Below are 7529 nucleotides of genomic sequence, written 5' to 3' on the forward strand. Positions count from 1 at the left end.
TCGGGCGAGGCGCTGGTCGAGGCGCTCGACCTGGAGGGCATCGCGGTCTCGACCGGCGCCGCGTGTCACTCGGGCTCGACCGAGCCGTCGCCGGTGCTGCTCGCCATGGGCGTGCCGGCCGAGCTCGCGCGCGCCGCGCTGCGCTTCAGCCTGGGGCCCGGCACCACGCCGGCCGAGATCGCCGCCGTGCTGGCCGTGCTGCCCGAGATCGTCGCCCGCGTGCGGCGCGCGAGGGCCGCGTGACCCGCTGGCTGGTCGCGATGAGCGGCGGCGTGGACTCGTCGGTCGCCGCGGCGCTCCTGGCGCGCGCGGGTCACGAGGTCGTGGGAGTCACCATGGACCTCGGCCAGGGCACGCGCGACGAGTCACTGCCGATCGCGGGCAAGCGCTGCTGCGGGCTGCCCGACGCCGACGACGCGCGCGAGGTCGCGCGCGCGCTCGGCATCCGCCACTACACCGCGAACTACCGCGAGCGCTTCCGCGCAGAGGTCGTGGAGCCGTTCGTGGCCGAATACGCGGCCGGCCGCACGCCGATTCCGTGCGTGGCCTGCAACCGCGTGTTGAAGTTCGACCTCTTGCTGCGGCGCGCAGACGCGCTGGGCGCCGCTGGCGTCGCCACGGGTCACTACGCGCGCATCGCTCCGGCGGACGACGGCGGCCCCGCGCTGTTCCGCCCGCGCGACCGCGCCAAGGACCAGACCTACTTCCTGTTCGACGTGCCGCGCGCCGCGCTCGAGCGCATCGCGTTCCCGCTCGGCGAGCTCGAGAAGCACGAGGTCCGCGAGCTCGCGCGCGAGCTCGGCCTGGCCACCGCGGAGAAGCCCGAGAGCCAGGGCATCTGCTTCGTGCCCGACGGCGACGTGCGCGGCGCGCTGGGCCGGCTGGGCGCGGGAGTCACTCGCGCGCCCGGCCCGATCGCGACGCGCGACGGGGCCGTGCTCGGCGAGCACGACGGCGCGGCGGGCTTCACTCCCGGCCAGCGCCGCGGGCTCGGCCTGGGCGGCGGCCCGTGGTACGTGGCCGAGGTGCGCGCCGCCGAGAACACGCTCGTGGTCGCGCGCGAGGCGGAGCTCTGGTCGCGCCAGGCGCGCATCGAGAACGCCAGCTGGCTGTCCGGCGCGCCGCCCGAGGGCCCGGTGCGCGCGGCCGTGCGCTACCGACACAAGACGGTGTCGGCGCGCGTCGCGCCCGAGCCGGGTGGCCGCGCCGCGCTGCGCTTCGACGAGCCCGTGTGGGCGCCCGCGCCGGGTCAGGCGGCCGTGCTGTACGACGCGGCCGACGAGCGCGTGCTCGGCGGAGGGTGGATCGCTGCCGCCGGATGAGCTCGCGCCCGCGGCCGACCTGGCTGCGCTCGCCGACCGCCTCGGCCACGCCTTCGCGCGCCCGGAGCTGCTCGAGCAGGCCCTGACTCACGCCTCGCGCGCCAACGAGGCCGGCGACCGCGACGCCGGCAACGAGCGGCTCGAGTTCCTGGGCGACGCGGTGCTGGGCCTGGTGGTCGCCGAGCGGCTCATGGCCGGGAGGCCCCAGGCCGACGAAGGCGAGCTCACGCACATGCGCGCGGGCGCCGTGAATCAGGCGGCGCTGGCCGAGCGCGCTCGCGCGCTGCGGCTGGACCAGTGGATCCGCCTGGGCCGTGGCGCACGGCGTCAGGGCGGCCGCACCAAGGACTCGATCCTGGCCAACGCGCTCGAGGCCGTGATCGGCGCGCTCTATCTCGATGGCGGGCTCGAGGTCGCCCGGGCCTTCATCGGGCGCGAGCTGGAAGCCTTGCTCCACCCCGGCGCCCGCCGCGCCCGCGACCCCAAGAGCGCGCTCCAGGAGCTCCTGCAGGCCCAGGGCCGCGAGCCCCCGCGCTACACGACCGTGGCCTCCGAGGGTCCGGCCCACGCGCGCCAGTTCGCGGTCGAGGTCCGGGCCGGCCAGACCCTGATCGGAGCCGGCTCGGGCGGGTCCAAGCGCGCCGCCGAGCAGGCCGCCGCCAGCGCCGCGCTGGCCGCCCTCTCGGGGGAAAAACATCTCGCCTAAACACGCGAGGGAGTTGAATATTCCTGATTGACGCAGTGCGGAATCATCGTGTACCGTGCGCATCCTGCCCGTTCGGGGTCCGCGGGCCAGCGCCACCCGAGCGCCACCTCCCGGACCCTCCAGCCCACGGTCAACCATCGAAAACGCCTCACCCCTGCCGGAGGGAACCCAAGCCATGACGGACGTAGTGATTTCGAGCGCCTGCCGAACGCCGATCGGCGCCTTCCAGGGCGCGCTCTCGGGACTGTCTGCCGCCGAGCTGGGCGCGATCGCGGTGAAGGAAGCCGTGAAGCGCGCGGGCGTCGATGGCGCCAAGGTCGAGCGCGCCTTCATCGGCAACGTGCTGCCGGCCGGCATGGGCCAGGCGCCGGCGCGCCAGGCGGTGATCAAGGCGGGGCTGCCGGTGAGCGTGGGCGCAGTCACCGTGAACAAGGTCTGCGGCTCGGGTCTGCAGGCCGTGATGTTCGCGCGCCGCGACATCCTGATCGGCGACGCGTCGGTCGTGATCGCGGGCGGCATGGAGAGCATGACCAACGCGCCGTACGTGCTGCCCCAGGCGCGCAGCGGCTACCGCATGGGCAACGGCCAGATCATCGACACCATGATCCACGACGGCCTGTGGGACCCGTACAAGAACATGCACATGGGCAACTGCGGCGACATGGTCGCGGCCAAGTACGGCTTCACCCGCGAGGACCAGGACAAGTTCGCGGCCGAGTCGTACCGGCGCGCGCGCGCGGCGCAGGCCAGCGGCAAGTTCAAGGCCGAGATCGTGCCGGTCGAGATCGCCAGCAAGAAAGGCGCGGTCGTGGTCGACCAGGACGAGGAGCCGACGCGCGGTGACCCGGCGAAGTTCTCGACGCTGCGCCCGGCCTTCAACAAGGACGGCACCGTGACCGCCGCGAACGCGTCGTCGATCAACGACGGCGCCGCGGCGCTCGTGATCGCGAGCGGCGCGCGCGCTGCGGAGCTGAAGCTGCCGGTGCTGGCCAGGATCGTGGCCGACGCGAGCGCGGCCGTGGAGCCGGAGTGGTTCACGATCGCGCCGGTGCACGCGCTGGCGAAGCTCTACGAACGCACCCAGACCAAGCCGCGTGACTGGGATCTGTACGAGATCAACGAGGCGTTCTCCGGCGTGACCATGGCCGCGATGAAGGAGCACGGGCTCGACCCCGAGACCGTGAACGTGCACGGCGGCGCCGTGTCGCTCGGCCACCCGATCGGCTGCTCGGGCGCGCGCGTGCTCGTGACCCTGCTCCACGCGCTCAAGGACCGCGGCAAGAAGCGCGGCATCGCCACGCTGTGCATCGGCGGCGGCGAGGCGGTGGCGCTCGGCGTGGAGCTCGTCTGATGAAGACTCTCGGCATCCTCGGCACGGGCACGATGGGCGCGGGCATCGCGCAGATCGCGGCCCAGTCGGGTTACTCGGTCCTGCTCTGGAACCGCAAGCCGGCTTCGGTCGAGAAGGGCGTCGGCGCGCTGAAGAAGGGCTTCGGGCGGCTCCTGCAGCGCGAGAAGATCACCCAGGCCGACCACGACGCGGCGCTGGCGCGCGTGCGCGGCGTGTCCGCGCTGGAAGACGTGAAGACGGCCGACATCCTGATCGAGGCCGTGCCGGAAGAGGTCGACGTCAAGCGCGAGCTCTACGAGCGGCTGCACGGCATCTGCGGCGCGGAGACGATCTTCGCCACGAACACGTCGTCGCTCTCGGTCACCGCGCTGTCGGCGCTCTCGGGCCGGCCCGCGAACTTCGTGGGCCTGCACTTCTTCAACCCGGTGCCGGCCATGAAGCTGGTGGAGGTGGTGCGCGGGCTGGAGACGTCCGACGCCACGGCCGCGGCAGTCACCGACCTTGCGACCAAGCTCGACAAGGTGCCGATCCCGGTGCGCGACATGCCCGGGTTCGTGGTGAACCGCGTGGTCATGCCGATGATCAACGAGGCCGCCACGGCGCTGCAGCAGGGCGTCGCCGACGCCAAGTCGATCGACGAGTGCATGAAGCTCGGCTGCAACCACCCGATGGGCCCGCTGGCGCTGGCCGATCTGGTCGGGCTCGACATCGTCTGGGCGATCCTCGACTCGCTCCACCGCGAGTTCGGCCAGGCGCACCACAAGCCCTGCCTCGAGATCACCAAGCGCGTCGAGGCCGGCCACCTGGGCGTGAAGACCAAGCGCGGGTTCTATACCTACTAGCTCCGTGGACGGGCAACAGGTACGGGGCAAGCTCGAGCGCATCCGCAAGGGTGGCTCGCCCGCTTCGCACGAGAAGCTCGCCGCGGAGGGGAAGCTCTTCGCGCGCGCGCGCATCGCGCGGCTGTTCGACAGTGACTCGTTCGTCGAGGATGCGGTCTTCGCGAACGCCAAGGAAGCCGACCTGCCCGCCGACGGCGTGGTGACCGGCACCGGCCGCATCGACGGTCGGCCCGTGTGCGTGATGGCGAACGACTCGACCGTGAAGGCGGGCTCGTGGGGCAAGCGCACGGTCGAGAAGATCCTGCGCATCCAGGAGACCGCCGAGCGGCTGCGCGCGCCGCTGGTGTATCTCGTGGACTCCGCGGGCGCGCGCATCACCGACCAGATCGAGATGTTCCCGGGCCGGCGCGGCGCCGGGCGCATCTTCTTCAACCAGGTGCGCCTGTCGGGCTTCATCCCGCAGGTGTGCTGCCTGTTCGGGCCATCGGCCGCCGGCGGGGCGTACATCCCCGCGTTCTGCGATCTCGTGTTCATGGTCGAGGGCACGGCGTCGATGTATCTCGGCTCGCCGCGCATGGCCGAGATGGTGATCGGCGAGAAGACCACGCTCGAGGAGATGGGCGGCGCGCGCATGCACTGCTCGGTGTCGGGCTGCGGCGACGTCTTGTGCAAGACCGAGCACGAGGCGCTCGAGGGCGCGCGCGCGTATCTCTCCTATCTGCCGTCCTCGTGCGGCCAGTCACTGCCCGAGCGCGCGGGCGCGCCGCCCGCGAAGCCGGTCGCCGAGCTCGAAGCCGCGATCCCGCGCGACGAGAACAAGGCCTTCGACATCTTCGAGGTGATCGAGCGCGTGGTCGACGCCGGCTCGTTCTTCGAGCTCAAGAAGCTGTTCGCGCGCGAGGTCGTGACCGGCTTCGCGCGGCTGGACGGCAAGCCGCTCGGAGTCATCGCCAACCAGCCCAAGTGGAAGGGCGGGGTGCTGTTCGTCGACTCCGCCGACAAGGCCGCGCGCTTCATCCAGATGTGCGACGCGTTCGGCGTGCCTCTTCTGTATCTCGCCGACGTGCCCGGCTTCATGATCGGCAAGAAGGTCGAACGCGAGGGCATCATCCGCGCGGGCGCGAAGATGATCAGCTCGGTCTCCGAGGCCACGGTGCCGCGCATCAGCGTGATCGTGCGCAAGGCCTACGGTGCGGGTCTGTACGCCATGTGCGGCCCCGGCTTCGCGCCCGACGCCTGTCTCGCGCTCCCCGGCGCTCAGATCGCCGTCATGGGACCCGACGCCGCCGTGAACGCGGTCTTCTACAACCGCATCCAGGCCACGCCCGAGGCCGAGCGCGCCCAGCTCGTGGAGAAGCTGCGCGAGGAGTACCGCGCCGACATCGAGCTCGAGCTGCTCGGCTCCGAGCTCGTGATCGACGACATCGTTCCGCCCGAGAGGCTCCGCGACGAGCTGATCCGCCGCTTCGCGCTCTACCGCGCGCGCCCCGAGGACCCGCTGCCGGCGAAGAAACGGGGTATCCGGCCGGTGTGAGACGTCGCGCTGCGGCAGGCTCGCGCGTCGTAGGATGGAGGTGGCGACGTGAAGTACGCGATCCTGATGACGGACGGCGCGGGTGCCTGGGAGCGGCTGACGCCGGCGGAGCAGGCCGACGTGTTCCGCAAGCACGGGGAGTTCCGAGCCGCGCTCGAGCGCGAAGGCAAGTACGTCTGGTCCGGGCGACTCGACGGCGCCGCCAGCGCGCGGACCGTGCGGCGCGACGCCGCGGGCCGCTCGCGCGTCTGCGACGGGCCGTTCGCCGAGACCAAGGAGATCCTCGGCGGGATCTACGTGATCGAGGCCGGCTCGCTCGCCGAGGCGCTGGAGTGGGCCGAGCGCGGCCGCTTCATCGCAGGCTCGAACGAGGTGCGCCCGTTCCTGGAGTGAGCGCCGTCAAGGCCGGATCGCGACCTTCATCACCCCGTCGCGCTGGTGTCCGAAGAGCTCATAAGCGGCCTCGATCTCGGCGAGCCGGAACGAGTGAGTCACGAGCTCCCGGAACGGCGCCCGGCCCGCGGCGACGACGCTCATGAGCCGCCGCATGCGCTCTTTGCCGCCAGGGCAGAGTGTGGTCACGATCGTGTGGTCGCCGAGCCCGGCGGCGAAGGCGTCGAGTGGGACCTGGAGGTGACCCGAGTAGACGCCCAGGCTGGACACCACGCCGCCCGGCCGCACGGCGCGCAGGCAGTTCTCGAACGTCTCTTGCTGACCGAGCGCTTCGATCGCGACGTCGACGCCGCCGCCCGTGAGTCGCCGGATCTCCGCCACCACGTCTTGCTGGCGGAAATCGAGCACGACATCGGCTCCCATGCGCTTGGCCTGCGCGAGGCGCGCGGGCACGGAGTCGATGCCGATCACCAGCGCGGCACCGGCGAGGCGCGCGCCCGCGGTCGCGCACAGGCCGATCGGGCCCTGCGCGAACACGGCGACCGCGTCACCGATGCGGACCCGCCCCCGTTCTACGGCCGAGAAGCCGGTGGACATGATGTCGGGGCAGAGCAGCACGTCCTCGTCGGCGAGTGACTCGGGAATGCGAGCCAGGTTCGCCTGCGCGTTCGGCACGACCACGTAGTCCGCCTGACAGCCGTCGATCGTGTTTCCGAAGCGCCAGCCCCCGAGCGACTCGAAGCGCTCGCCGCCATGACTGCACTGCGCGCCGTCGCCCGAGAGGCAGGCGCGGCACTGCCCGCAGGGGGTGATCGCGCCCACGATCACGCGATCGCCCCGCTCGAAACCGGCGACTCCCGGACCCAGCGCTTCGATCCGTCCGACGGGCTCGTGGCCGACCACGAGCCCCGGCCGCACCGGGTATTCACCCTTCAAGATGTGCACGTCAGTGCCGCAGATCGTCGTCAGCGACAGCTTGAGGAGCGCTTCGCCGAGCCCCGGCTCCGGGCGTCGAACCTCGCGCAACTCGATGTGGCCCTTCTCCACGAAAACCGCAGCCCGCATCGTCGCCATGATCCCTAAGGTACGGCTGCGCCCGGCGTTCGTCGCCTGTGGCGAACAGACTCACTCCACCGGCACGCGATCCTTGCCGTCGAAAGGCGGGAAGTAGATGGCGTACGACGCCGCGGGCGCGCCCGATTGGTTGGTGAAGGCGTGCACCGTCCCGCGCGGCACGTAGAGGATCGAGCCCGGTGCGATGGGCCGGGTCTCGCTGCCGATGCGCATGGTGCCCGAGCCGCGCAGCATGACCACGAACAGGTCGTGGCTGTCGTGCCGGTGGGGCTGCTCGCGGTCGACGATCCAGACCAGGTGGTGACTC

9 protein-coding genes are annotated in these 7529 nt (G+C 71.8%); 7 read left to right on the forward strand and 2 right to left on the reverse strand.

Annotated elements, in window-relative coordinates; genetic code table 11:
• The 7 genes from VMR86_01810 to VMR86_01840 form a co-directional block, all read left to right on the forward strand.
• Positions 1-243: cysteine desulfurase NifS (locus tag VMR86_01810; GenBank protein ID HTO05766.1), on the forward strand; the 243-nt coding region annotated here is incomplete at its 5' end.
• Positions 244-260: 17 nt separating this feature from the next.
• Positions 261-1322, forward strand: coding sequence for a tRNA 2-thiouridine(34) synthase MnmA (gene mnmA / locus VMR86_01815; GenBank protein ID HTO05767.1), 1062 nt, complete (start codon positions 261-263; stop codon positions 1320-1322).
• Positions 1323-1341: 19 nt separating this feature from the next.
• Complete coding sequence (gene rnc / locus VMR86_01820) at positions 1342-2028, forward strand: ribonuclease III (protein HTO05768.1); 687 nt, start codon at positions 1342-1344, stop codon at positions 2026-2028.
• A gap of 175 nt (positions 2029-2203) precedes the next feature.
• On the forward strand, positions 2204-3379 hold the full coding sequence (locus VMR86_01825; protein HTO05769.1) for an acetyl-CoA C-acetyltransferase: 1176 nt from the start codon (positions 2204-2206) through the stop codon (positions 3377-3379).
• Positions 3379-4221, forward strand: a complete 843-nt coding sequence (locus VMR86_01830; GenBank protein ID HTO05770.1) for a 3-hydroxyacyl-CoA dehydrogenase NAD-binding domain-containing protein — start codon at positions 3379-3381, stop codon at positions 4219-4221. The genes VMR86_01825 and VMR86_01830 overlap by 1 nt, the downstream gene beginning before the upstream one ends.
• A complete protein-coding gene (locus tag VMR86_01835) occupies positions 4211-5755 on the forward strand; it encodes an acyl-CoA carboxylase subunit beta (GenBank protein ID HTO05771.1) in 1545 nt (514 codons plus the stop codon). Before VMR86_01830 ends, VMR86_01835 begins: the two co-directional genes overlap by 11 nt.
• Positions 5756-5803: 48 nt before the next feature.
• Positions 5804-6148, forward strand: coding sequence for a YciI family protein (locus VMR86_01840; GenBank protein ID HTO05772.1), 345 nt, complete (start codon positions 5804-5806; stop codon positions 6146-6148).
• Positions 6149-6154: 6 nt separating this feature from the next.
• On the opposite strand, the gene VMR86_01845 is transcribed toward VMR86_01840, so the two are convergent.
• The gene (locus VMR86_01845) at positions 6155-7222 is read right to left on the reverse strand and encodes an alcohol dehydrogenase catalytic domain-containing protein (GenBank protein HTO05773.1); all 1068 of its coding nucleotides are present in this window, start codon (positions 7220-7222) and stop codon (positions 6155-6157) included.
• A 51-nt stretch (positions 7223-7273) separates the two neighbouring features.
• Positions 7274-7529 (reverse strand): cupin domain-containing protein (locus VMR86_01850; GenBank protein HTO05774.1); only part of this gene is annotated, 256 nt, incomplete at its 5' end.

The organism is Myxococcota bacterium, assembly GCA_035498015.1.
In the GTDB taxonomy this organism is placed as follows: Bacteria; Myxococcota_A; UBA9160; order SZUA-336; family SZUA-336; genus VGRW01.

Excerpts from the sequence above, each read along its gene's own strand:
- VMR86_01830 (HTO05770.1), top strand. The coding sequence starts at position 3,379 with ATGAAGACTCTCGGCATCCTCGGCACGGGCACGATGGGCGCGGGCATC.
- mnmA (HTO05767.1), top strand. The coding sequence starts at position 261 with ATGAGCGGCGGCGTGGACTCGTCGGTCGCCGCGGCGCTCCTGGCGCGC.
- VMR86_01845 (HTO05773.1), bottom strand. The coding sequence starts at position 7,222 with ATGGCGACGATGCGGGCTGCGGTTTTCGTGGAGAAGGGCCACATCGAG.
- VMR86_01825 (HTO05769.1), top strand. The coding sequence starts at position 2,204 with ATGACGGACGTAGTGATTTCGAGCGCCTGCCGAACGCCGATCGGCGCC.